The following is a 21,685-nucleotide window of genomic DNA, read 5'->3' on the forward strand; positions in this document are numbered from 1 at the left end:
ACGAGGCGCGTAGACCGCCGGGTGACCGCTACCTGCCCAGCGCCTCCTTCCAGCTCACCACCTTGCCGATGCGCAGGATCGAGCGCTGGTAGATCTTGGCGGCCACCACAGACAACGCCGCGATGGCGACGAGCATGATCGCGATGGTGCCGACGATCTGTCCGGGCCCGGCCACCCCGGCCGCGATGCGCAGCGGCATGAGGATCGCGGAGAACGGCGGTATCCAGCTGAGCACCGTGCCCGCCGTGCTGTCCGGGTTGTCGACGGTGGAGAACGCCACGATGAACATGGCGACGATGAGGATCATCAGCGGCATCGCCGTGGAGTTGACGTCCTCCTGGCGCGAGACCATCGACCCGGCCGCGGCATACAGCACCGCGAACAGGGCGTACCCCAGCACGAACCAGCCGAGCGTGGCGAACAGCGTGGCCACCGCCGTGCCGGTCACCGTCAGCACTCCTGTGGCCAGTCCCGCGGCGACGCCGGCCACGCCGTAGGCCGTGAGCTGGATCAGGCCGACGGCGCCGATGCCGAAGATCTTGCCCCACAACAGGTGCAGCGGGCGCACGGTGGACAGCAGCAGTTCGACGACACGGCTGGACTTCTCCTCGACCACGCCCATGGCCACGAACATGCCGAACGTGAGGATCTGCATGTACAGCAGCACCACGGCGGCAATCGACATGGCGATGCGCTGGCCCTTCTCCGGGTCGGGCGGGTTGAGCGCGTCGACGTGCACGGTGGCCGCCGACACCGCCTGGTCCACCGCGGCCACGTCCACGTCCTGGGCGGCCAGGGCGCGCTCCTGGGCCGCCGAGCTCACGGCGGCGGAGATGATCGTGTGCAGGTCGGAGCCCAGTTCCGACTCGGTGATCGCCGTGACGGATCCGTTCGCCGCGGGGAGCAGGGCCGCGTCCACGTCCCCGTCGGAGACCGCGGTGCGGGCGGTCTGCTCGTCGGGGATCTCGCGCACGTCGATCGTCATCGACATCGCCTCGCCCGTCGATTCCAGCGGCTGGGCCAGCGTCTGGTCGCCCACGATGGCCACAGTCGCGTCGTGCCCGTCGTCGCCGCCGGAGAACGCGGAGTAGACGATGATCCCGCCGATGATGGCGATGAGGATGATGATGTTGCTGATCAGGAAGCTCTTCTTCCGGATCTGCGTGGAGAACTCGCGGCGGGCGACCAGGCCCACGGCGCGCGCTGGGGAGATGGTGGCGTTCATGCGGTCACGACCTCTCGGAACAGCTCGGTCAGGGACGGGCGGCGCAGGGTGAACTCGTGCACGGGGCCGGTGCGGAGCGCCGCGGCGAGCACCGCCTGGTCGTCGGCGCCGGGGGTGAGGGTGAGCAGCGTGCGCTCGCCGGACTGCTCTGCGGCGGCGACGCCGGGGACGGCGGATGCCCACCCGGCGGGCGCCTGCGGGGCGTGCACCACCAGCTGGGCCTCGCCGCGCGCCCGCAGCTCGTCGACGGTGCCGATGGCGCGCATCCGCCCGCCGGCGATGATGCCGACGCGGTGGCAGAGCCGTTCCACCAGCTCGAGCTGGTGGCTGGAGAAGATGACGGGCACCCCGTCGGCGGCCTTCTCCCGGAGCACGTCGCTCATCACGTCGACGGCGACGGGGTCGAGGCCGGAGAACGGCTCGTCCAGCACGAGAACGGCCGGGTCGTGCACCAGTGCGGCGGCGAGCTGCACGCGCTGCTGGTTGCCGAGGCTCAGCGCGTCGACCGTGTCGCCGACCCGCCCGTCGATACCGAGCCGCTCCGTCCACCGCTGCACTGCGACGTCGGCGTCGGCCCTGCTCAGGCCGTGCAACTGGGCGAGGTAGGCCAGCTGGGCGCCCACCTTCATCTTGGGGTACAGCCCTCTTTCCTCAGGCATGTATCCGACTGTGCGGCGCACGTCGAGGTCGACGGGCCGGTCGCCGATGCGCACCTCGCCCGCGTCGGCCGAGAGCACGCCGAGGGCGATGCGCATCGTCGTCGTCTTGCCCGCCCCGTTGCTTCCGACGAAGCCGAAGATCTCGCCGGGCTGCACGGAGAAGCTCATGTCGTCGAGGGCGCGGACGGTGCCGTAGGACTTCGAGACGCCGTCGATGGTCAGTACTGCGGCGTGACGGCTCGGCGGGGCGTTGCCGGAAGGGGTCGATCTGGTCATTGCTGCTCCAAGGGGTGTCAGGGATTGACTCTGCGGGGCGCGGGGATCAGTCGATCACGCCGTCCTCCGGCTCGGGGTCGGGGCGAGTCCAGGCGAGGATCAGCGTCGGCGACGTGCCGCCGATGAGCAGCGCCGTCACCACTAGCAGGCCGCCCATGTAGGCGAGCTGGGGCGAACCCCCGCCGCCGCTGGTGATGAAGATCAGCACTGCGGCGGGCACGAACGCGGCGATCTGCGTGATGGTCAGGCCGATCGAGCGGGCGCTGTTGCGCAGCTGCAGCTCGTACTCGTCGAGCGCATCACGCGGGGCGTCGCCCTGGCGGCCGGAGACGATCTGCACCGCCGGCCACAGCACGAGCAGCGCCGCCGTCGCGCCCAGCCACGACCAGTAGGCGGCGGTGATGTCCCAGTAGGTGAGGACGGCGATGATAATCATCGCCGCGTACAGCGCGCACAGCAGAACGACGAGCGTGCGACGTGCGGGCCGCGTGCGCAGGCGCCGCAGCCGGGTGCTGAAGCGCCGCTGCTGTTCGAGGAATCTGCGCGTGCGATAGGCCTGATAGCGCTCGACGGCGCCGAAGTCAGTCATGATGGTTACCGCCTTCCGGGCCGGATCCGCCGGTCCGGCCGGTCTCTGGTGCGGGATGGAGGCTCTGGGCGAGGGGCGCGAACTCCGTGCGGGAGAACACCGCCTCGACGGGCAGGGCGAAGACCTCGCAGATGCGCAGCGCCAGGTCCAGGCTGGGGTAGTGGTCGCCGCGTTCCAGCGCGCCGATCGTCTGCGGGTTCACCGAGACCAGCTCGGCCAGCTGTGCGCGCGACATCCGCCTGTCGGCGCGCAGCACGCCGACCCGGTTGTGGATGGGGGGTGTGCTTCCCCTGCGTGCAGCACTCACAGAACAAAGTGTTGTATAAACCCAACGATTGTGCAACCGGAAACAATTACCTGATAGGTATTCGCGATGGAGGGGGTGGCGGGCGGCTGCGGCCCGGGCGTCCCCGGCGATCCGAGCGCCGTTTCCCGCCGGGCCCTTGCGAATGCGTGCTCGGCGTGCGCAGCCGGTGCTCGGATCGAGGCCGGCCGCCCCGTCAGGCCTCGCGCACCCGGCCGTCCGCGACCTCCCAGCGAGCGGTGGCGTGCACCGCGTCGAGCATCCGCCTGTCGTGCGTCACCAGCAGCAGCGTGCCCTCGTACGCGTCCAGAGCCTGCTCGAGTTGCTCGATGGCGGGCAGGTCGAGGTGGTTGGTGGGCTCGTCGAGCACCAGCAGGTTGGCGCCGCGCGCCTGCAGAAGCGCCAGCGCGGCGCGGGTGCGCTCGCCGGGGGACAGCGACGCGGCCGGGCGCCCCACTTGCGCCGCCCGCAGCCCGAACTTGGCCAGCAGCGTGCGAACGTCGGCGTCGGGCCAGTCGGGCACCGCCGCGCCGAACGCCTCCGCCAGTGGCTCGGGCCCCGCGAAGGCGCCGCGTGCCTGGTCGATCTCGCCCACCCGCACGCCCGAACCGAGAGCCGCGGCGCCCTCGTCCGGGGAGGCCGTGCCGAGCAGCAGGGCCAGCAGCGTCGACTTGCCCGCCCCGTTGGCGCCGGTGATGACGATGCGGTCGCCCCAGTTCACCTGAGCCGACACCGGTCCCAGGGTGAAGTCGCCGCGGTGCACGACGGCGCCCGACGCGGTGGCGACGACGGTGCCGCTGCGGGGCGCGGGCGCGATGGTCATGCGCAGCTCCCACTCCTTGCGCGGCTCCTCCACCACGTCGAGTCGCTCGATCGCGCGCTGCGTCTGCCGCGCCTTGGCCGCCTGCTTCTCGGACGACTCGGCGCGCAGACGGCGGCCCATCTTGTCGCTGTCGCCGGCCTTGCGGCGCGCGTTGCGCACGCCCTGCGAGAGCCAGTTGCGCTGCATCTGGGCGCGGTCCTCGAGCCGCGAGCGGGTGTCCGCGTACTCGTCGTAGGCCTCGCGGGCGTGCCGGCGTGCCACCGCCCGTTCCGCCAGGTACGCCTCGTAGCCGCCGTCGTAGACGTCCACCGACTGCTGGGCCAGGTCCAGCTCCACCACCCGGGTGACGGTGCGCGCCAGGAACTCGCGGTCGTGGCTCACCACCACCAGGCCCACGCGGGTGTCGGCGACGAACCGTTCGAGTAGAGCCAGGCCGTCCAGGTCGAGGTCGTTGGTCGGCTCGTCGAGCAGCAGCAGGTCGTAGCGCGAGAGCAGCAGAGCCGCGAGGGCCGCGCGCGCCGCCTGCCCGCCGGACAGTCCCGTCATCGGGGCGTCGAGCGGGTCGGCGTCGCCGGTCGGGGCGCGCAGCCCCAGGTCGGCGGCGACGGCCGCGGCGCGCTCGGGCAGGTCGGCGCCGCCCAGCGCCAGCCAGCGCTCCAAGGCGGGGGTGTAGTGGTCCTCGGCGCCGCCGTCGGCCAGCGACTCGGCGGCGGCGTTCATGGCGGCCTCGGCATCGGCGACGCCCGTGCGGCGCGCGATGAAGCCGAGCACCGACTCGCCAGGTCGGCGCTCGTGCTCCTGCGCGAGGTGGCCGACGGACGCGCCGGGCGGGGTCAGCGTGACCGTGCCTGTTTCCGTTCCTGCGTTGTCGGTGCGGGTGGCCGCGGCGAGCATCCGCAGCAGCGTCGACTTGCCCGCCCCGTTGGCGCCGACGAGCCCCACCACGTCGCCGGGGCCCACCGTGAGGTCGAGGCCGGAGAACAGGGTGCGGTCGCCATGGGCGGCGGAGAGGCCGGTGGCCTGCAGGAGTGCGCTCACACGGACAGTATGACCGCGCGGGCCGACGGTTCAGACGCCGCCGGGATAGCCCAGCTGCCGCCACGCCTCATAGCAGGCGACGGCCGCCGAGTTCGACAGGTTCATCGACCGCCGGCCCGGAATCATCGGAATGCGGACGTGCGCGGTGACGTGCGGATCGTCGAGCACCTCCTGCGGGAGACCCGTCGTCTCCGAGCCGAACAGCAGCACGTCGCCGTCCCGGTACTCCACCTGCGCGAACGACGTGGTGGTGTGGGTGGTGAACGCGAACACCCGCCCCGGGGCGACCGCCGCCCACGCCGACTCCACGTCCGGGTGCACGAACACCCGGGCCAGGTCGTGGTAGTCGAGCCCGGCCCGCCGCAGATGCTTGTCCGACAGGTCGAACCCCATCGGCTCCACCAGGTGCAGCTCCGCCCCGGTGCCGGCGACCATGCGGATCGCGTTGCCGGTGTTCGGCGGGATGAGCGGCTGGTGGAACATCACTTTGAGCACGGGGTACAGGATGCCACTCGGCGCGGCGGGGGTTGCTCGGCGTCGCGCTCGAAGTTCGGGCGTGGTGGGCCCGTGCCCCGGCTTCGTCCCGCGGACGCCGGAGATTCCCCTGGCAAGTGCAGAACCACGATCCGTCCGCAGGAGCTTCTGTGTGAAGCGGCGGTGATGACGGGGCTTCGGGCCCGGAGCGGGCGGGGCTCGGACTACGGTCGTCATACCTGCCGAGACGCTCCAGGAGGGTCAGCGATGTCCGTGCCGCCGCAGCCGCCGCCCGATCCCGAGCATCCGTCCGGTGACGGCCCGCCGGACGACGACACCCCCATCGCCTATTCGCAGACCCCGTACGGCCACCCCGGATACGCCCAGGACGATCCCACGCAGCAGATCCCGCTGCAGCGGCCCTACCCGCAGGAGCAGGCATACGGCTACGGCTATGCCGCGCCGCCGCCCCCGCCGTCCCCGCCGCCGAAGAAGCGGTGGCCGTGGGTGGTCGGCGCCGTCGCGGTGCTGGCGGTGGCGGCTCTCATCGTGGCGCTCGTGGTGGAGCTGGTCGGCGGTCGCGACACGGCCGACAATGCCGGCGCGGTCACTGCGCCCGCTCCGGCCACCGGCGAAGCCTCCGCGCCGGCCGCAGGGACGGCTCCGACCACGGCAGCGGCCCCGACGCCCACCGCGGACACCGGCGTGCTGCCCGCGAGCGGAATCTTCAAGGTGGGCTCCGACATCCAGCCCGGCGAGTACGCGGTGTCACCGGTCGGCGGTACGGCGGGCTACTGGGAACGGTTGTCCTGCACCACCGGCGAAATGCAGTGCATCATCGCCAACGACAACGTTTCAGGGCCCGGCTATCTGACGATCCTGCCCGGCGACCTGGCCGTGCGCGTCGAGCGGTTGCGGCTGGTGCCCACCGGCGCGGCCCCCGCCACGGCCCCGCCGGCGACCACCCCGCCTCCAGTGCGCGGCGGCGACCTGCCCACCGACGGTCAGGGTTTCGTCGGCCGCGCGTCGGCGCGCTGCAATTCCGACGACCCGGCCGTCGTGACCGCCCGCACCGGCCGGTCGCTGGTGGTGATCTGCCGGACCGGCGTCGGCCGTTTCTACTACAAGGGCGTGCGGTTGGAGGACGGCGCGGCGATCGAGATCGATGACCCGGTGCCCTCGGGTTCCGGCTTCGCCGCGACCAACGACGGCGTGGAGTACACGATCAGCCCCGGCGCCCTCGTCATCACACAGGACGCGACGCGGCTCGCCGAGGAGAAGGTGCTGCAGTACCGGGCGCGGTGACCTATCCGTCGCCGCCGCCGCGGGTCCACGCTGACCGCCCCGTCGGGCCTGTTGCGGACCTGCCAGAATGGCATGGTGACTGCGACGACTCTGGACGGCAAGCTGACCCGCGACGAACTCTTCGCCGACCTCACCACCCGGGTGGCGGCGCTGGCGGCGAAGGGCATCACGCCCGGCCTGGGCACGATCCTCGTGGGGGACGACCCGGGCTCGCACGCCTACGTGCGCGGCAAGCACAACGACTGCGCCAAGGTGGGCATCACCTCGCTGCGCCGGGATCTGCCTGCCGACGTCAGCCGGGAGCAGCTGCTGGACACCATCGCGGAGCTCAACGGCAACCCCGAGTGCACCGGCTACATCGTGCAGCTGCCCCTGCCGGACCACCTCGACGAGAACGAGGCGCTGGAGGCGGTGGACCCGGACAAGGACGCCGACGGCCTGCACCCGATGAACCTCGGCCGGCTGGTGCTGGGCAAGGAGGCTGCGCTGCCGTGCACTCCGCGGGGGATCCTGCACCTGCTGCGCCGCTACGAGGTGCCGATCGCCGGCGCGCACGTGGTGGTCGTCGGCCGCGGGGTCACGGTGGGCCGGCCGATCGGGCTGCTGTTCACCCGGCGCACCGAGAACGCCACGGTCACCCTCTGCCACACGGGTACGAAGGACCTCGCGGCCGAGGTGCGGCGCGCGGACATCGTCATCGCCGCAGCCGGAAAGCCCGGGCTCATCACGGCGGACATGGTCAAGCCGGGCGCCGCGGTGCTCGACGTGGGGGTCACGCGCACCGACGCCGGCTTGGTGGGCGACGTCGACAAGGCCGTGTGGGAGGTGGCCGGCCACGTGTCGCCGAACCCGGGCGGCGTCGGGCCGCTCACTCGGGCCTTCCTGCTGCAGAATGTGGTCGAGCGTGCCGAACGGGACGCCGGATAAGTCGACGACCCAGGGCAGGCCTGACACACAGCAGGAGAGACGCGATGAGCGACGCGGGTGACGGGGGCGGTCCGGGGGCGGGCAAGGCCGTGCCCAGCCGCATCGCCGCGCCGACGGGTCCGCCGACGACGCTCCTCTACCGGCTGCGCACCATCCATCTGCCGCTGATACTGATCGGCTGCGGGCTGTTCGCGGCGATGGTGCTGGTGGCGATGGACCGGTGGCGCCGCGGCACCGTGCTGTTCGGCCTGGTCACACTGGTGGCGGCGGTGGTGCGCCTGGTGCTCTCGCCGGAGCGGGTGGGGGTCCTGGCGGTGCGGAGCCGGGCGTTCGACGTGGCCACGCTCACCGCGTTCGGCGGGTTGATCATCTGGCTGGGCCTGTCCATCGAGTCGCTGGGCACCGGGTAGCCGGGCGGCCGTCATCCCGCCCGCGGTCCGTCGCCACCCCGCGAAGAAACACCCCCGCGTCAGCGCCGCGCGGCGGCCGCCTTGCGCGCCAGCTCCATCGTCTTGCAGATCGCAGCGTCGACCGCGTCGAATTCGATGAGGAACGCGTCGTGCCCGTAGCGGCTCTCGTACTGCAGGAACTCGACGCATCCGGCCAGGTACTCGGCGATCTCGGCCTGCAGGCGGATGGGGTAGAGCCGGTCGGAGTCCCAGCCGGCCACGATGGTGGGCACGCTGCAGCCGGCCAGCGCGGCCTGCACGCCGCCGCGGTCGCGTCCCACGTCGTGCCGGTTGAGTGATTCGGTGAGGATCACGTAGCTGCCGGGGTCGAATCGCCCGACGAACTTGTCCGCCTGGTACTCCAGGTAGCTCTGCACCGCGTAGCGGCCGTCCTTGAGCGGATCCTCGTCCAGCTGGCCCGCGTTGGCGAAGCGCTCGTCCAGCTCGAACTCGGTGCGGTAGCTCAGGTGCGCGAACCGCCGCGCCAGCCTGAGGCCGGTGTCGGGCCGCAGGCTGGTGCCGTAGAAGTCGCCGCCCTGCCAGTCGGGGTCGCGGCGGATGGCCTCGAGCTGCGTGGTCTGCGTGCCGATCTGGTCCGCCGTGGCGCGGGCGCCGACGGCGAGGATCAGCGCCGAGTCGACCCGCTCGGGATAGGTGACCTCCCATTCGAGCGCGCGGGCGCCGCCCATCGAGCCGCCCATCACGGAGGCGACGCGGTCGATGCCGAGCTCTTCGAGCGCGCGGGCTTCGGCGCGCACCTGGTCGCGGATGGACAGGTACGGGAACCGCGAGCCCCAGGGGCGCCCGTCCGGAGCGGGCGACGACGGCCCGGTGCTGCCGTTGCAGCCGCCGAGCGAGTTGGTGGTGATCACGCACCACTCGTCGGTGTCGAGGGCCAGGCCGGGGCCGATCAGCCCGTTCCACCAGCCCGGCGACGCGTGCCGGTCGTCCGCGGGACCGGCGGCGTGGGTGTCCCCGGTCAGCGCGTGCAGCGCGAGCACCACGTTGTCGCGCGCGGCGTTGAGCTCGCCCCACCGCTGGAACGCGATGGTGACCTGGGGGAGCCGGACGCCGCAGTCGAGGACCAGCGGTCCGATCTCGACGGCGCCCTGCTGCCCGTCCGGCGACGGGAGCGACGCCGGACGGGCAGGGTGGACCGTGCTCATGGTCAAGATGCAGCCGCCGCGGCGAAGCCGGTCGCCAGGTCCGCGAGGATGTCGTCGATGCCCTCGATGCCCACGCACAGGCGCACCTGGCCGGCGTAGACGCCTGCGGCCTCGCGCTCGGCCTCGGAGAGCTGCTGGTGGGTGGTGGACCAGGGGTGGACGACCAGCGAGCGGACGTCGCCCATGTTGGCCACGTGGCTGTGCAGGGTGAGCGCGTCGATGAAGGCCCGCGCGGCCTTCTCGCCGCCGGCGATGTTGAAGGTGAGCACGGCGCCGGTCCCGCGGGGCAGCAGCTTCTTGCCGCGCTCGTGCCACTGCGAGGAGGCCAGGCCGGCGTAGGAGACGGATTCGACCTCGCTGCGGGCCTCGAGGAATTCGGCGACGCGCTGCGCGTTGGCCACGTGCCGCTCGACGCGCAGGCTCAGCGTCTCCAGGCCCTGCGCCGTGAGGAACGCGTTGAACGGCGAGGGGGCATTGCCCATGTCGCGGAGCAGCTGCACGCGCGCCTTGAGGGCGAACGCGGGCGCTCCGAGATCCGCGTAGACGACGCCGTGGTAGCTCTCGTCCGGCTCGGTGAACCCGGGGAACCGGGGCGTGCCGTCGGCCTGCGTGACGGTCCAGTCGAAGTTGCCGCCGTCGACGATGACGCCGTTGATCGTCGTCCCGTGGCCGCCGAGGTACTTGGTGGCCGAGTGCACGACCACGTTGGCGCCGTGCTCGAGCGGGTTGAGCAGGTACGGGGTGGCGATCGTGTTGTCGACGATCAGCGGGACGCCGGCCTCCCGCGCCACCCCGGAGATGCCGGGCAGGTCGAGGACGTCGCCGCGCGGGTTGCCGATGGTCTCGCCGAACAGCGCCTTGGTGTTCGGCTTGATGGCGGCGCGCCACTGCGCGATGTCGTCGGGGTCGTCGACGAAGCTCACGTCCACGCCGATCTTGCGCAGCGTGTAGTGGAACAGGTTGAACGTGCCGCCGTAGATGTGCGGGCTGGAGACGACGTGGTCGCCGGCGCCGGCGATGTTGAGCAGCGAATACATGGTGGCCGACTGGCCGGAGGACAGCAGCAGCCCTGCGACGCCGCCCTCGAGCGCGGCGATGCGCTGCTCGACCGCATCCACGGTGGGATTCATGATGCGGGTGTAGATGTTGCCGGGCTCGGCCAGCGAGAACAGGGCCTCGGCGTGATCGGTGCTGTCGAACTGGTACGACGTGGTCTGGTAGATCGGCAGCGCCGTCGCCTTGGTGGTGGGGTCCGGGGTGTAGCCGGTGTGGACCTGCTTGGTCTCGAAGGACCAGTTGGCGGTGGGATCGGTGGTCTCGGTCATCGATGCGCTCCAGGGGGCTGGTTCGCCGCGCCGCCCGATGGGCGTGCGGGGCAGGTGGCGGATGGCTCCGGGCGGCTCGGGCCGCGGGCCCGCGCGTGGATCGCCGCGTTCCGGCGGGACCCGGTGGGATCCGCCGCTGTGCGGAGCCCGGCTCGGCACGGTGGCCTTCTGCCGGGGATCGTGCGCGGGCTCCGCCGGCGAGGGCGGACGGAGCCGTCGGGCAGGGTGCATCGCGTCGCGGCCTGCGGGCCGGGCCCGGGGCGACGACGGAGATGCGGGGGTCGGCACTTCCGTCAGCTACGACAACACATGTGTGAACCTCCGTTGGGGCTTACCCCTTCTTTGTGGGCCCGCCCCAGCGGGCCCGCGCTTGTCGTCCGCAACGGCCACCCGTTCGACGGATGCCTCGCCTGTGCCGTGGTGCGCACAGCCGGCGATGCCGACGCGGTGTCCACGGACGACCTGGTCATCACCCGGGGCACCCCACCGCGGTTGGAGGGTTGCCGGCCAGCCAGCCGGGGCTTGACGCTGACGCTCATGACCTGACCCGATCTTAGCCGTATACGCGGGTGCGGTTTCAACTGGTCCGTCCCGGCGGGGGGCCGGGATCCGGACCTGTTGTAGTCACCGGGACCTGAAGGGGTGCCCGGCGCCGGCTATCGAGTACGCTCGTACTGCAGAACGTGCGGTGTGCACGGCCGGGTCCTGTGCCCCGTGCGCACCCGCCCGGATTCCGGTGCGTATCACGTCACCACGTGACCGCTCCTGTGACCCGGGGTACTAATCTGCTACATGACGGAGTATGTCAGTACGGCCGGTGCCTGAGAGCACGCGCGCCGCGCGGTCGCCTTGCAGTCGGCCGTCGGGCGTGCATCCACAAGATGGGCCGCGCTGCGCGAGTTGAACAGGCTTGTCTAGGAGGACGCGGACCACATGTCCAAGATCAAGGTCGAGGGAACCGTCGTCGAGCTCGATGGCGACGAGATGACCCGCATCATCTGGCAGTTCATCAAGGACAAGCTGGTCCATCCGTACCTGGATGTGAACCTGGAGTACTACGACCTGGGCGTCGAGCACCGTGATGCGACGGACGACCAGGTGACCGTCGACGCGGCGAACGCCATCAAAAAGCACGGCGCGGGCGTCAAGTGCGCCACCATCACGCCCGACGAGGCGCGCGTGGAGGAGTTCGGGCTCAAGAAGATGTGGCGGTCGCCCAACGGCACCATCCGCAACATCCTCGGCGGCACGATCTTCCGCGCGCCCATCATCATCTCCAACGTGCCGCGCCTGGTCCCCGGCTGGACCAAGCCGGTGGTCGTGGGCCGTCACGCCTTCGGCGACCAGTACCGCGCCACCGACTTCAAGGTCCCCGGCGCCGGCACGGTCACCATCACCTACACGCCCGAGGACGGCAGCGAGCCGATCCAGCACGAGGTGTGCAAGATCCCCGAGGACGGCGGCGTCGTCATGGGGATGTACAACTACAAGAAGTCGATCCAGGACTTCGCCCGCGCATCGCTGTCCTACGGCCTGCAGCAGAACTACCCCGTGTACCTGTCGACGAAGAACACGATCCTCAAGGCCTACGACGGCATGTTCAAGGACGAGTTCCAGCGCATCTACGAGGAGGAGTTCAAGGCGGAGTTCGACGCCGCCGGGCTCACCTACGAGCACCGCCTGATCGACGACATGGTCGCCTCCGCGCTCAAGTGGGAGGGCGGCTACGTCTGGGCCTGCAAGAACTACGACGGCGACGTCCAGTCCGACACCGTCGCGCAGGGCTACGGTTCGCTGGGCCTGATGACCTCGGTGCTCATGACGCCGGACGGCCGGACCGTCGAGGCCGAGGCCGCGCATGGCACCGTCACCCGGCACTACCGCCAGCACCAGCAGGGCAAGCCGACCTCGACCAACCCCATCGCGTCCATCTTCGCCTGGACCCGGGGCCTGGAGCACCGCGGCAAGCTCGACAACACCCCCGACGTGGTGGAGTTCTGCCATCTGCTCGAGGACGTCGTCATCAAGACCGTCGAGAGCGGCAAGATGACCAAGGACCTGGCGATGCTCGTCGGCGGCGACCAGGGCTACCTGACCACCGAGGAGTTCCTCGGTGCGCTCGACGACAACCTGAAGGCCGCGAAGGCCCGCGCCTGACGCACCGCCGCTCGCGCAGAGCGGCACCCGACGGCGGAGGATCGGCCGGGGCCCACGGGCCCCGGCCGTTGTCGTGCGTCCGGAGCCCCGGCACCGTGGTGCGGCTCACGCCGGTTCCCGGAATGCCCGCGCGCCCGCGCCCCGTTGACCGTGCGTGTGGGCCCTCGCCCGCCGGTACTCGAACATTCAGGAAGGCGGTGCCCGCATGTCCGTGCGACCGGCGATGACGGCGCTCGCGCTCGGCGGCTTCGGCATCGGCACCACCGAGTTCGTGGCGATGGGGCTGCTGCCGCAGATCGCGGACGGCATGGGGGTGTCCGAGCCGACGGCCGGGCACGTCATCTCCGCCTACGCCCTGGGCGTGGTGGTGGGCGCACCGACGATCTCGGCGCTCACCGCGCGCGTGGACCGGCGGCGACTGCTGGTGGCGCTGATGGTCGCGTTCACCGTGGGCAACGCCGTCACGGTGCTGGCGCCGGGCATGGACGTGCTCATCGTGTCGCGCTTTCTCGCGGGGCTGCCGCACGGCGCCTACTTCGGGGTGGCGTCGCTGGTCGCCGCGCAACTCGCGGGCTCCGGCAAACGCGCGAAGGCGGTGGCCACGGTGATGCTCGGCCTGTCCGTGGCCAACGTGGTGGGCGTCCCGCTCGCCTCGGCGATGGGCCAGCAGCTGGGGTGGCGCAGCGCGTTCGGCCTGGTCGCCGTGATCGGGCTGGCGACGATGGCGGCGCTGCTGCGCTGGGTGCCGCCCATGGCGGCGGCGCCCTCGTCGAGTCCCCGGGCCGAACTCGGAGCGCTGCGGCGCCCGCAGGTGTGGCTGACTCTGGCCGTCGGGATGGTCGGATTCGGCGGCATGTTCGCCGTCTACACCTACATCGCGACCACGCTCACCGACGTCGCCGGCGTGCCCTCGGCGCTGGTACCGCTGGCGTTGGCGCTCTACGGGCTCGGCATGGTCGCGGGCAACCTCGTCGGCGGGCGCCTGGCCGACCGGGCGCTCATGCCGTCGATGTTCGCGATGCTCGCCCTCATCGCCGTCGTGATGGCCCTGTTCGTCGTGGCCGTGCACAACCCGGTGACCGCGCTCGCCGCCGTGTTCCTGGTGGGGGCCTCCGGGGCGGCGATGGTCCCCGCGCTGCAGACGCGGCTCATGGACGTCGCCGCCGACGCCCAGAGCCTGGCCGCCGCGCTCAACCATTCGGCGCTCAACGTCGCCAACGCGGGCGGGGCGTGGCTGGGCGGGGTCGTCATCGCCGCGGGCCTCGGCTACACCGCCCCGGCGGCGGTGGGCGCCGGGCTGGCGGTGGCCGGCCTGCTGATCCTGGCGGTGAGCGCGGCGCTGCAACGGCGCACCGACGCGCGCACGTCCGTGGACCGGGACCGCGCGCCGGCGGCGGTGCACTAGCCTTCAGAGCGTGTCGAAGAGCGATCTCACCGTCAGCACCGTCAACATCAACGGCGTCCGCGCCGCCACCAAGAAGGAGCACGGGCTGCTCCAGTGGCTGGCCGGCACCCGGGCGGACGTGGTCTGCCTGCAGGAGGTGCGTGCCACCGACGCGCAGCTGCAGGCGGCGCTCGCGCCCGCCGTCGAGGACGGCTGGCACATCGTCTCCGCCGAGCCGGAGCAGAAGGGCCGCAACGGCGTGGCCATCCTGTCGCGGGTGCCCGCCGACGCCCACCGCATCGGGCACGGGGATCCCGAGTTCGCCGCGTCGGGCCGCTACATCGAGGCGGACTTCGGCGACGTCACCGTCGCGAGCCTGTACCTGCCGTCCGGGGAGACCGACACCCCGCGGCAGGACGAGAAGGAACGCTTCATGGCGACGTTCGCCGAGCACATGGCGCGCGCCGCGACGGCCGGCCGGGACACCGTGGTGTGCGGCGACTGGAACATCGCCCACACCGAGCGGGACCTGAAGAACTGGAAGGGCAACAAGAAGTCCTCGGGTTTCCTGCCGGGCGAGCGCGCGTGGCTGGACGAACTGTTCGCCGCGGACACGGGCTGGGTGGACGTGATCCGCGCGCTGCACGGCGACGTCGACGGCCCCTACAGCTGGTGGTCGTACCGCGGCAAGGCGTTCGACAACGATGCGGGCTGGCGCATCGACTACCACGTCGCCACGGCCGGGCTCGCGTCGTCGGCGTCCGCGGGCGTCGTCGAGCGCGCGGAGAGTTACGACACGCGCTGGTCCGATCATGCGCCCGTCACCGTCACCTATGCGCGCTGAGCGGCCCCCTCTGCGGCGTGCGCGGCGGCCCGGCCGCATCGCGGCGCTGCTGGTGGCGGTCTTCGCCGTCATCGCCGCGCTGCTGGCCGGTTGCGGCCCGGCGGACGATGCCGCCGGGGTTGGCGGGGCGACCGGCGCGCACGCCGCGGCGCAGGCCGGCGATCATCCGCACGTGGCCGGCGTCCCCGAGGCCGCCTGGAGCACGCTCGCGCTCATCGACGCCGGCGACTGGCCGGAGGCAGCCGAAGCGCCCGGCACCAAGGGCGGGCAGCGCTTCGGCAACCGGGAGAACCGGCTGCCGCAGCGCGACGCCGGTGGCGACCGGATCCGCTACAGCGAATGGGATGTCAATCCGAAGAAACCTGGCCAAGGGCGGGACGCGGAGCGCATAGTCACAGGGGACGAGGGTTCAGCCTGGTACACGGGCGACCACTACTCGACGTTCACGCGCATGCGTTGACGGTGGCCGCCCCCAGGAGAGGTGATGCGCCATGACCGAGATCGAGAAGTTCGCCGCGGCCGGCGGGCACCTGGTCGGTGTCGCCCGGCCGGGCGACACCGGGGCGGGCGAGGTGATCGTGGCGCTTGAGAGCGCGGGATTCGCGGTGAGCACCGTCTCTGCGGAGCACATGCACACCGTCGGAGGGGTGTTCGAGGAGTTCTCGGCCGCCCTCGAGTTCCCCGACTACTTCGGCAACAACAAGGACGCCTTCGACGAGTGCATGCGCGAACTCGACGAGATCGTGGGGGAGGCGTCCGGCCACGCCGTCGTCATCCGGCATGCGTCCGAGCTGCTGGCCGATGAGCCGGACGAACTCGAGTGGTTCGTCGACGCGTTCGAGTTCTACGGGGAGCACTACGGCGACGCCGAGGTGGAGTTCCGTGTGCTGCTGGTGGTGGCCCCCGGCGAGGCCGACGGCGTGCAGGAGCGGTGGCGCGACTTCGGCGCCGATCCGGTGGAACTGGGCTGACGCTGCCCACCCGCTGCGGACCGCACGGCCGTCGCGGAGGGATCAGCCGCGGTGGATGTAGGACTCGAGGTGGTCGCGCTCGGTCTCGAGCTCGTCCATGCGGCTCTTGACCACGTCGCCGATGCTGACTATGCCGCGTAGAGATCCCTCCACGACGACGGGCAGATGGCGGATGCGGTGCTCGGTCATGGTGGCCGCGAGGCTGTCCACCGAGTCGTCCAACGCGCAGGTGAACACGGTGGTGGACATGATCTCGGAGATCGGCGTGCCCAGCGCGCCGGCCCCGCACCTGTGCAGCCTGCGGATGATGTCGCGTTCCGAGATCATCCCCAGGACCTCGTTGTTCTGCACCACGACGAACGCGCCGACGTTGTGGCGGGCCATGTCGTCGATGACCTGGCGGACGGTCACATCCGGTGCGACGGTGAGCACCGCGGTGCCCTTGGACTGCAGAACGTCTGCGATACGCATGCGGACTCCCCTGTCGAGCGTCTGTCGAGCGTCCTCCGACGATCACACGAGTCTACTGTGATGCACGACACTTTCCCAGGGGTTTCCGTGCGGGCGCGCTCTCGGCCGGAGGCGGGGGGCGGAGCGGCGCGTGAAAGTATGGGTGACATGGCAGAACCGTCCTCTTCACCGGCCTCCGATGCGCCAGCGGATCAGGCTCCGGCGGCCCAGGCGCCGGCCCGCAAGCCCCGGGTGCTCTCCGGAATCCAGCCCACCGCGGATTCGTTCCACCTCGGCAACTATCTGGGCGCGCTGCGGCAGTGGGTGCCGTTGCAGGACGAGCACGACGCGTTCTACTTCATCCCGGACATGCACGCGATCACTGTTCCGCAGGATCCGAAGCTGCTGCGCAAGCGCACCCGGCTGGCGGCGGCCCAGCTGCTGGCCATCGGGATCGACCCGGAGCGGTCCACCCTGTTCGTGCAGAGCCACGTGCCGGAGCACGCCGAGCTGTCGTGGGTCCTCAACTGCATCACCGGGTTCGGCGAGGCGGGCCGGATGACGCAGTTCAAGGACAAGTCCGCCAAGCAGGGCGCGGAGAGCACCGGGGTGGGGCTGTTCACCTATCCGATCCTCATGGCGGCGGACATCCTGCTCTACCGCTCGCATCTGGTGCCGGTGGGCGAGGACCAGCGCCAGCACCTGGAACTGACCCGTGACCTGGCGCAGCGGTTCAACGCGCGGTACGGGAAGTCATTCGTCGTGCCGGAGGCGACGATCATCAAGGAGTTCGCGAAGGTCTACGACCTGCAGGAGCCGACGAAGAAGATGAGCAAGTCCGGCGACAACCCCAAGGGCGTCATCAACCTGCTCGACGACCCGAAGGTCTCCGCCAAGCGCATCAAGTCGGCGGTGACCGACACCGGAAGCGAGGTCCGCTTCGACCGCGCGGAGAAGCCGGGCGTGTCGAACCTGCTGACGATCAACTCCGCGCTGTCCGGCCGCAGCATCGCCGAGCTCGAGCAGCGCTTCGCGGGCGGCGGCTACGGCGACCTGAAGGGCGACACGGCCGAGGTCCTCACCGGGTTCGTCACGCCGCTGCGCTCCGCCGTGGACGGGTACCTGGCCGACCCGGCCGAGCTCGACCGCGTCCTCTCGCGCGGCGCGGAGCGGGCGCGTGCGGTAGCGTCGGGAACCCTGAAGCGTGTCTACGACAGGGTGGGCTTCCTCGCCTCCGGGGATTGACCTCCGCGGGAAAGGAGTTGAGCCGTATGGCCCGCAGCGGCACTGCGACCGGGAAGACCGACGAGGACAAGGGTCCGTCGTTCCTGGACCGGCGCCGGGCCGCGTGGCCCTGGTTCGACCACGTCATGCGGGCGGCCGCCCGCTACAAGGACGAGCGCGGCGACCACTACGCCGCCGCCGTCACCTACTTCACCGTGCTGGCGCTGTTTCCGCTGCTGATGGTGGCGTTCGCGGTGGCGGGGTTCGTGCTGGCCGGCAACGCGCACCTGCTGGACGAGCTGCGCACGCAGATCACCGACAACGTGCCGGGGTCGATGGGCGGCACCATCAACGACCTGGTGGATACGGCGATCAACTCGCGTGCCGCGGTGGGCGTGCTGGGCATCCTGGGCGCGCTCTACACCGGGCTCGGCTGGATGGCGCACCTGCGCGCCGCGCTGTCCGAGCAGTGGGAGCAGACCAGCCCGCAGCCGAATTTCCTGATGAAGAAGGTCCATGACCTGGGTGCGCTGGGCGGGCTGGGCGTGGCGCTGGTGGTGTCGCTGGGCGTGACCGCCCTGGGCTCCGGGTCGCTGGGCAAGAAGGTGCTCGAGTGGCTGCGCCTCGACGCCATGCCGGGGGCCGGTGTTCTGCTGACTGTGGTGTCCGTACTGGCGGGCGTGGCGGCCTCGTGGGCGCTGTTCACATGGGTGATCGCGCGCTTGCCGCGGGAACGCGTGGCGCTCCGCAGCGCGCTGATGGGCGCCCTGCTGGCGGCGATCGCGTTCGAGGTGTTCAAGCGCATCGCGGTCGTGTATCTGGCGAATATCGTCCAGGGACCCGCGGGTGCGACGTTCGGGCCCATCATCGGCATCATGGTCTTCGCGTACATCACCGCGCGGATCACGCTGTTCGCCACGGCCTTCGCCGCCACCAGCGAGGAGAGCCTGAACCTGGCGCCGGTGCCGGTACCCGATCCCGTCGTCATCCGGCCGCGGGTGGACGAGCGCGAATCCGCCGCCGGATTCGCGGCGCTCGCGGGCGCGGGCCTGGGCGCCGCCGCGGGCTGGGGGATCGGCCGGAGGTCGCGGAGCCGGCGCGGCTGATCGCCCGGTCGGGCCCCGAGGGGCAGGCGGGGGACTACGCTCGCGGGAGACGCACGACCCACCCGTGAAGGAGGCCCCGATGGCGAGCCGGACGGATCCCGCGGGTCCCTCCTCGGAAGTCGTTTCCAGCCTGCGCCGCTCCACATCCGCGGACGTGCTCGACGATCCGGCCTCCCTCGCCCTCTACAGCGCGGACGCGTCGAACTACCGTCACGTGCCCACCGCCGTGGTCCTGCCGCGCGGCGAGGACGACGTGGCGGCGACGCTTGCGGCCTGCCGCCGCCACGGGGTCCCGTTGACCATGCGCGGCGCGGGAACCTCCATCGCCGGAAACTGTCTGGGCGAGGGCATCGTCATGGACACCTCCCGGTACTTCGACGCCATCGAGGACGTCGACGCGGGCTCGGCGACGGCGGTGGTGCGGCCGGGCGTCGTGGGCGGGCGCCTGCGCGAGGCGCTGGCGCCGTCGGGGCTCGCGTTCGCGCCGGACCCGTCGACGATCTCCCGCTGCACCGTGGGCGGGATGATCGGCAACAACTCCTGCGGCTCGCATTCAGTGGCCTGGGGCAAGACCAGCGACAACATCCGAGAGCTCGAGGTGATGCTCGCGGACGGCACACGCCTGACGCTGGGGCCCACCACCGCGGAGCAGATGGCCGCGGCCGCCGCGCGCGAGGACACCGCGGGGCGGCTGCACCGGGGATTGGATGCGTTGACGGCGGAGAACCTCGCGCTGCTGCGGACCGAGCTGGGCCGGTTCCCGCGCCAGGTCAGCGGCTACGGGCTGCACGAGCTGCTGCCGGACAACCATCGCAATCTGGCGCGCGCGCTCGTCGGCAGCGAGGGCACCTGTGCCGTGGTCCTGCGCGCCACCCTGGAACTGGTACGGCCGCCCGTGCACCGCGCGCTGCTGGTGCTGGGATTCGACGGGGACATCGCCTCGGCGCGCGCGGTGCCGGCGATCCTCGCGCATGCGCCGCTCACGGTGGAGAGCATGGGCCGCAAGCTGTTCGCGGGCGTGCGGCTGCACGGCGCGCGCGCCACCGCCGCGGATGCGCTGCCGGACACGTCGGACTGGCTGTTGGTGGAAACCGGCGGCGGGACCGCCGAGGAGGCCCGAGCGGCGGCCGAGGCGCTCGCACGGGGCATCGGCATGCCGGTGGGCTCCGACCCGCGGGCGGTGGTGCTCACCGACCCCGCCCAGCAGAAGGTGGTGTGGTCGCTGCGGGCGGACGGCAGCGGGCTGGCGGCGCGCACGGTCGACGGCGACGCGGCCTACCCGGGGTTCGAGGACGCCGCAGTGCCGCCCGAGCGGCTCGCCGATTACCTCGCCGACTTCCGCGGGCTGCTCGGCGAGTACGGGCTGAGCGGCGTCTCCTACGGCCACTACGGCGAGGGCTGCCTGCACATCCGGCTCGACGCGGACCTGTCCACGGGGCCGGGGGTGGATCGCTACCGCGCGTTCCTGTTCGACGCGGCGGACGTCGTGGCGCGTCACGGCGGGTCGATCTCCGGGGAGCACGGCGACGGGCAGGCTCGCTCCGAGTTGCTGCCCCGCGCCTACAGCCCCGAGGTGATCGGCCTGTTCGAGAGGTTCAAGGGCCTGTGGGACCCGGACGACCTGCTCAATCCGGGAATCCTGGTGCGCCCCAAAAAGGTCGACGCCGATGTCCGGTGGCTCGAGCTGGGTGTCCGCGAATGGGAGACCGCCTACAGCTACCCGGACGACCGCGGCAGCTTCCGGCAGGCGGTGAGCCGGTGCCTGGGCATCGGCAAGTGCCGCGTGGACCACGGCGTCGCGATGTGCCCCAGCTACCAGGTGACCCGCGACGAGAAGCACTCGACGCGGGGACGCGCCCGCCTGCTGTTCGAGATGATGCAGGGCGATGTGATCGAGGACGGTTGGCGCTCCAAAGAGGTGCTCGGCGCGCTGGACCTGTGCCTGAGCTGCAAGGCGTGCGAGTCCGACTGCCCGGTGAACGTGGACATGGCCACCTACAAGTCGGAGTTCCTCTACCAGCACTACCGCCGCCGCATCCGGCCGCGCGTGCACTACGCGCTGGGAAGGCTGCCGCAGTGGGCGCGCCTCGCCTCGCGGGCGCCCCGCGCGGTCAACGCGCTGTCCGGGGGCAGGCTGTCGGGGGCGGCGGCCAAGCGCGCCGCGGGCATCGATGCGCGACGGGACCTTCCGCGCTTCGCGCCGCACACGCTGCGGCGGCAATGGCGCGACCGGCCGGCGGGACCCGCCGGCGTGCGGGGCACGGTGGTGCTGTGGCCGGACACGTTCACCAACCACCTCGACCCCGGCGTGGGCATGGCCGCGGCCGCCGTCCTCGAGGACGCGGGCTATCGGGTGGTCCTGCCTGACGGGCCGGTGTGCTGCGGGCTCACCGCGCTGAGCACGGGCCAACTGCCGCTGGCGCGTAGAACCGTCCGCAAGAGCCTGGACGTGCTGGCGCCGCACCTGGCCGCGGGCACCCCCGTGATCGGCCTGGAGCCCAGCTGCACGGCCGCGCTGCGCACCGAGATCACCCGGCTGCTTCCTCAGGACGACCGCGCCCGGACGCTGTCGGGGCTGGTGCGCACCTTCGCCGAGCAGCTCGTCGACCACACGCCCGGCTGGGAGCCGCCGTCGGAGCAGCAGGACGCGGTGGTGCAGACCCATTGCCACCAGTACGCGGAACTCGGCGACGACGCCGACCGGGCGCTGATGCGCCGCGCGGGCATCCGGCCGGCGGAGATGAGCCCGGGCTGCTGCGGGCTGGCCGGCAACTTCGGGTTCGAAGACGGGCACTACGAGGTGTCGATGTCGGTGGGGGAGCAGAACCTGCTGCCCGCGGTCCGCGCGGCGGGCCCGGACCCGCTGGTGATCGCGGACGGGTTCAGCTGCCGCACCCAGGTGCGCGACGGCGCCGATGTCCAGGCCTTCCATCTCGCGCAGGTCCTCGCGGCGCGCCTCGACTCCGCCTGATCCCGCCAGGCGCGGGCA

20 protein-coding genes and 1 riboswitch are annotated in these 21,685 nt (G+C 71.6%); of the genes, 11 read left to right on the forward strand and 9 right to left on the reverse strand.

The features are described 5' to 3' along the window. Window positions 1–28 precede the first annotated feature (28 nt). The 6 genes from FO059_RS04420 to FO059_RS04445 all read right to left on the reverse strand — a co-directional run bounded on the left by FO059_RS04420 (window position 29) and on the right by FO059_RS04445 (window position 5,409). Complete coding sequence (locus tag FO059_RS04420; RefSeq protein ID WP_143906698.1) at window positions 29–1,225, reverse strand: ABC transporter permease; 1,197 nt, start codon at window positions 1,223–1,225, stop codon at window positions 29–31. After that, a complete protein-coding gene (locus FO059_RS04425) occupies window positions 1,222–2,160 on the reverse strand; it encodes an ABC transporter ATP-binding protein (protein ID WP_143906700.1) in 939 nt (312 codons plus the stop codon). The genes FO059_RS04420 and FO059_RS04425 overlap by 4 nt, the downstream gene beginning before the upstream one ends. Before the next feature lie 46 nt (window positions 2,161–2,206). Continuing rightward, on the reverse strand, window positions 2,207–2,749 hold the full coding sequence (locus tag FO059_RS04430) for a hypothetical protein (RefSeq protein ID WP_143906702.1): 543 nt from the start codon (window positions 2,747–2,749) through the stop codon (window positions 2,207–2,209). Continuing rightward, window positions 2,742–3,056, reverse strand: a complete 315-nt coding sequence (locus FO059_RS04435) for a helix-turn-helix transcriptional regulator (protein ID WP_143906704.1) — start codon at window positions 3,054–3,056, stop codon at window positions 2,742–2,744. The genes FO059_RS04430 and FO059_RS04435 overlap by 8 nt, the downstream gene beginning before the upstream one ends. A 193-nt stretch (window positions 3,057–3,249) precedes the next feature. Beyond that, the gene (locus FO059_RS04440; protein ID WP_143906706.1) at window positions 3,250–4,914 is read right to left on the reverse strand and encodes an ABC-F family ATP-binding cassette domain-containing protein; all 1,665 of its coding nucleotides are present in this window, start codon (window positions 4,912–4,914) and stop codon (window positions 3,250–3,252) included. Window positions 4,915–4,944: 30 nt separating this feature from the next. Further along, window positions 4,945–5,409 (reverse strand): tRNA (cytidine(34)-2'-O)-methyltransferase, encoded by a 465-nt coding sequence (locus tag FO059_RS04445; protein WP_143906709.1) that lies wholly within the window; start codon window positions 5,407–5,409, stop codon window positions 4,945–4,947. Window positions 5,410–5,655: 246 nt separating this feature from the next. Between FO059_RS04445 and FO059_RS04450 the strand changes: the two genes are divergently transcribed. The 3 genes from FO059_RS04450 (at window position 5,656) to FO059_RS18635 (ending at window position 8,030) form a co-directional block, all read left to right on the forward strand. After that, window positions 5,656–6,693 carry a hypothetical protein gene (locus tag FO059_RS04450; RefSeq protein ID WP_143906711.1) on the forward strand — a complete coding sequence of 346 codons (1,038 nt, stop codon included), beginning with the start codon at window positions 5,656–5,658 and terminating at the stop codon, window positions 6,691–6,693. Window positions 6,694–6,768: 75 nt separating this feature from the next. After that, the gene (locus tag FO059_RS04455; protein ID WP_199257072.1) at window positions 6,769–7,620 is read left to right on the forward strand and encodes a bifunctional methylenetetrahydrofolate dehydrogenase/methenyltetrahydrofolate cyclohydrolase; all 852 of its coding nucleotides are present in this window, start codon (window positions 6,769–6,771) and stop codon (window positions 7,618–7,620) included. Window positions 7,621–7,664: 44 nt separating this feature from the next. Then, the gene (locus tag FO059_RS18635; protein WP_143906715.1) at window positions 7,665–8,030 is read left to right on the forward strand and encodes a DUF3017 domain-containing protein; all 366 of its coding nucleotides are present in this window, start codon (window positions 7,665–7,667) and stop codon (window positions 8,028–8,030) included. Between the two features lie 59 nt (window positions 8,031–8,089). On the opposite strand, the gene metX is transcribed toward FO059_RS18635, so the two are convergent. Further along, complete coding sequence (gene metX / locus FO059_RS04465) at window positions 8,090–9,235, reverse strand: homoserine O-acetyltransferase MetX (protein WP_143906717.1); 1,146 nt, start codon at window positions 9,233–9,235, stop codon at window positions 8,090–8,092. A gap of 2 nt (window positions 9,236–9,237) precedes the next feature. After that, the gene (locus tag FO059_RS04470) at window positions 9,238–10,560 is read right to left on the reverse strand and encodes a bifunctional o-acetylhomoserine/o-acetylserine sulfhydrylase (RefSeq protein ID WP_143906719.1); all 1,323 of its coding nucleotides are present in this window, start codon (window positions 10,558–10,560) and stop codon (window positions 9,238–9,240) included. A 428-nt stretch (window positions 10,561–10,988) separates the two neighbouring features. Further along, window positions 10,989–11,103: riboswitch (SAM riboswitch) on the reverse strand. A gap of 390 nt (window positions 11,104–11,493) precedes the next feature. On the opposite strand from FO059_RS04470, the gene FO059_RS04480 reads away from it, so the two are divergent. From FO059_RS04480 to FO059_RS04500, 5 genes are all read left to right on the forward strand, one after another. Continuing rightward, window positions 11,494–12,717 (forward strand): NADP-dependent isocitrate dehydrogenase, encoded by a 1,224-nt coding sequence (locus tag FO059_RS04480; protein WP_143906721.1) that lies wholly within the window; start codon window positions 11,494–11,496, stop codon window positions 12,715–12,717. 205 nt (window positions 12,718–12,922) lie between these two features. Beyond that, window positions 12,923–14,122: an MFS transporter gene (locus tag FO059_RS04485; RefSeq protein WP_233266916.1), complete on the forward strand. Its 1,200-nt coding sequence runs from the start codon at window positions 12,923–12,925 to the stop codon at window positions 14,120–14,122. A gap of 10 nt (window positions 14,123–14,132) precedes the next feature. Continuing rightward, window positions 14,133–14,945, forward strand: a complete 813-nt coding sequence (locus FO059_RS04490) for an exodeoxyribonuclease III (protein ID WP_143906723.1) — start codon at window positions 14,133–14,135, stop codon at window positions 14,943–14,945. After that, entirely contained in the window at window positions 14,935–15,405 is a 471-nt protein-coding gene (locus tag FO059_RS04495) for a ribonuclease domain-containing protein (protein WP_143906725.1), read from the forward strand. The genes FO059_RS04490 and FO059_RS04495 overlap by 11 nt, the downstream gene beginning before the upstream one ends. A 31-nt stretch (window positions 15,406–15,436) precedes the next feature. After that, window positions 15,437–15,916, forward strand: coding sequence for a barstar family protein (locus FO059_RS04500; protein ID WP_143906727.1), 480 nt, complete (start codon window positions 15,437–15,439; stop codon window positions 15,914–15,916). 42 nt (window positions 15,917–15,958) lie between these two features. On the opposite strand, the gene FO059_RS04505 is transcribed toward FO059_RS04500, so the two are convergent. Continuing rightward, entirely contained in the window at window positions 15,959–16,387 is a 429-nt protein-coding gene (locus tag FO059_RS04505) for a CBS domain-containing protein (protein WP_143906729.1), read from the reverse strand. A gap of 147 nt (window positions 16,388–16,534) precedes the next feature. Between FO059_RS04505 and trpS the strand changes: the two genes are divergently transcribed. From trpS to FO059_RS04520, 3 genes are all read left to right on the forward strand, one after another. Further along, the gene (trpS, locus tag FO059_RS04510) at window positions 16,535–17,611 is read left to right on the forward strand and encodes a tryptophan--tRNA ligase (RefSeq protein ID WP_143906731.1); all 1,077 of its coding nucleotides are present in this window, start codon (window positions 16,535–16,537) and stop codon (window positions 17,609–17,611) included. A 26-nt stretch (window positions 17,612–17,637) separates the two neighbouring features. Beyond that, the gene (yhjD, locus tag FO059_RS04515; protein WP_143906733.1) at window positions 17,638–18,696 is read left to right on the forward strand and encodes an inner membrane protein YhjD; all 1,059 of its coding nucleotides are present in this window, start codon (window positions 17,638–17,640) and stop codon (window positions 18,694–18,696) included. 79 nt (window positions 18,697–18,775) lie between these two features. Continuing rightward, on the forward strand, window positions 18,776–21,667 hold the full coding sequence (locus tag FO059_RS04520; protein ID WP_143906736.1) for an FAD-binding and (Fe-S)-binding domain-containing protein: 2,892 nt from the start codon (window positions 18,776–18,778) through the stop codon (window positions 21,665–21,667). Window positions 21,668–21,685 lie beyond the last annotated feature (18 nt).

Origin of the sequence: Tomitella fengzijianii, from assembly GCF_007559025.1 — a bacterium.
In the GTDB taxonomy this organism is placed as follows: domain Bacteria; phylum Actinomycetota; class Actinomycetes; order Mycobacteriales; family Mycobacteriaceae; genus Tomitella; species Tomitella fengzijianii.

Bases quoted from the DNA above. Each gene is read 5' to 3' on its own strand.
- FO059_RS04420 (WP_143906698.1), bottom strand. From the start codon at position 1,225: ATGAACGCCACCATCTCCCCAGCGCGCGCCGTGGGCCTGGTCGCCCGC.
- FO059_RS04425 (WP_143906700.1), bottom strand. From the start codon at position 2,160: ATGACCAGATCGACCCCTTCCGGCAACGCCCCGCCGAGCCGTCACGCC.
- FO059_RS04430 (WP_143906702.1), bottom strand. From the start codon at position 2,749: ATGACTGACTTCGGCGCCGTCGAGCGCTATCAGGCCTATCGCACGCGC.
- FO059_RS04450 (WP_143906711.1), top strand. From the start codon at position 5,656: ATGTCCGTGCCGCCGCAGCCGCCGCCCGATCCCGAGCATCCGTCCGGT.
- FO059_RS18635 (WP_143906715.1), top strand. From the start codon at position 7,665: ATGAGCGACGCGGGTGACGGGGGCGGTCCGGGGGCGGGCAAGGCCGTG.
- metX (WP_143906717.1), bottom strand. From the start codon at position 9,235: ATGAGCACGGTCCACCCTGCCCGTCCGGCGTCGCTCCCGTCGCCGGAC.
- FO059_RS04470 (WP_143906719.1), bottom strand. From the start codon at position 10,560: ATGACCGAGACCACCGATCCCACCGCCAACTGGTCCTTCGAGACCAAG.
- FO059_RS04480 (WP_143906721.1), top strand. From the start codon at position 11,494: ATGTCCAAGATCAAGGTCGAGGGAACCGTCGTCGAGCTCGATGGCGAC.
- FO059_RS04485 (WP_233266916.1), top strand. From the start codon at position 12,923: ATGTCCGTGCGACCGGCGATGACGGCGCTCGCGCTCGGCGGCTTCGGC.
- FO059_RS04495 (WP_143906725.1), top strand. From the start codon at position 14,935: ATGCGCGCTGAGCGGCCCCCTCTGCGGCGTGCGCGGCGGCCCGGCCGC.
- FO059_RS04500 (WP_143906727.1), top strand. From the start codon at position 15,437: ATGACCGAGATCGAGAAGTTCGCCGCGGCCGGCGGGCACCTGGTCGGT.
- FO059_RS04505 (WP_143906729.1), bottom strand. From the start codon at position 16,387: ATGCGTATCGCAGACGTTCTGCAGTCCAAGGGCACCGCGGTGCTCACC.
- trpS (WP_143906731.1), top strand. From the start codon at position 16,535: ATGGCAGAACCGTCCTCTTCACCGGCCTCCGATGCGCCAGCGGATCAG.
- yhjD (WP_143906733.1), top strand. From the start codon at position 17,638: ATGGCCCGCAGCGGCACTGCGACCGGGAAGACCGACGAGGACAAGGGT.
- FO059_RS04520 (WP_143906736.1), top strand. From the start codon at position 18,776: ATGGCGAGCCGGACGGATCCCGCGGGTCCCTCCTCGGAAGTCGTTTCC.